A 1232-nucleotide genomic window follows, 5' to 3' on the forward strand; every position below is an offset into this window, starting at 1 on the left:
TGGACGCACAAGCAAAGGCTGATTGCCTGCTGGCTACCAATACTTCCTCTTTATCGATAACGGAAATTGCCAGTGTGACTTCACACCCTGAAAAAGTGATTGGGATGCATTTTTTTAGCCCCGTTCCGATGATGCCGCTGCTTGAGCTTGTCAAAGGCTATAAAACCTCTGAGGAAACGTACGAATTGGCAAGGGAAGTGGGAGAAAAAATGGGGAAAAGAATAATCACTGCCGAAAAAGATTTCCCAGGCTTTCTCATGAACCGTATTTGGCTGCCGATGGTGAATGAAGCGTGTTTCGCCGTAATGGAGGGCATCGGTACACCTGAAGAAATTGACCAAGGCTTTATCGATGGATACGGACATACCATGGGGCCGTTAAGGACGATTGATATGGCTGGAATTGATACAGCATTATGGGCAATGGAAGCCTTGTATGAAGGCTTTAATGATTCAAAGTACCGTCCTTGCCCGCTATTGAAAAAGATGGTCGAAGCAGGGGACCTTGGAAGAAAAACGGGAAAGGGATTTTATTCTTACAGCTGAGGAGGAGAAAACATGGAAGACGTTCTTTTGTGCAGCATTGAAGGGAGAATAGCGGTCATGGGGATTAATAGACCTCCATATAACCCTTTGAATCCGGCTGTTTTTGAACAGATGATTGCGTTTTTGGAAGATTTATACCGGAATGAGGAAGTTCAAGTGCTGGTTATAAAGGGCAGCGGAGAGAAAGCATTTTCTGCTGGTGCCGATATCACTCAATTTGTGCCCAGGCTGGGGAAAAAGGATATATCGCTAACCGCTGGTTTCCATAAAGCTTTCGAGCTGTTAAGCCAGTTGCCTATTCCAGTCATTGCCGCAATGAAAGGGCATGTACTTGGAGGAGGATTGGAACTGGCCCTCGCCTGTGATTTCAGAATATGTGATGAAAACACCAGGATGGGACTGCCGGAAATAAATCTGGGAATCTTCCCGGGTGCTGGAGGAACCCAGCGTCTTCCAAGATTAATAGGGAAATCAAAAGCGATGGAAATGATCATGTTTGGCACGCCCATCCATGCAGAGGAAGCGGTCCGTTATGGACTTGTGAACAAGGTAGCGGCTGCCGGTACTGTCGACAACGAGGCGATGTACTGGGCAAATATCCTTGCGCAAAAACCTAAAACAGCATTGAAAAACATTAAGAAAAGTATTCAGCATGGAATGAATCTTCCATTGGCAGAAGGGCTGCGA

At 46.1% G+C, this 1232-nt stretch carries 2 protein-coding genes; both read left to right on the forward strand.

What is annotated here, in order from left to right; genetic code table 11:
* On the forward strand, positions 1 to 545 hold a 545-nt coding region (locus WQ57_RS22315), incomplete at its 5' end, for a 3-hydroxyacyl-CoA dehydrogenase family protein (RefSeq protein ID WP_046525895.1).
* Positions 546 to 557: 12 nt separating this feature from the next.
* Positions 558 to 1232: enoyl-CoA hydratase/isomerase family protein (locus WQ57_RS22320; RefSeq protein WP_046525896.1), on the forward strand; the 675-nt coding region annotated here is incomplete at its 3' end.

This window comes from Mesobacillus campisalis (assembly GCF_000986785.1).
In the GTDB taxonomy this organism is placed as follows: domain Bacteria; phylum Bacillota; class Bacilli; order Bacillales; family Cytobacillaceae; genus Mesobacillus_B; species Mesobacillus_B campisalis.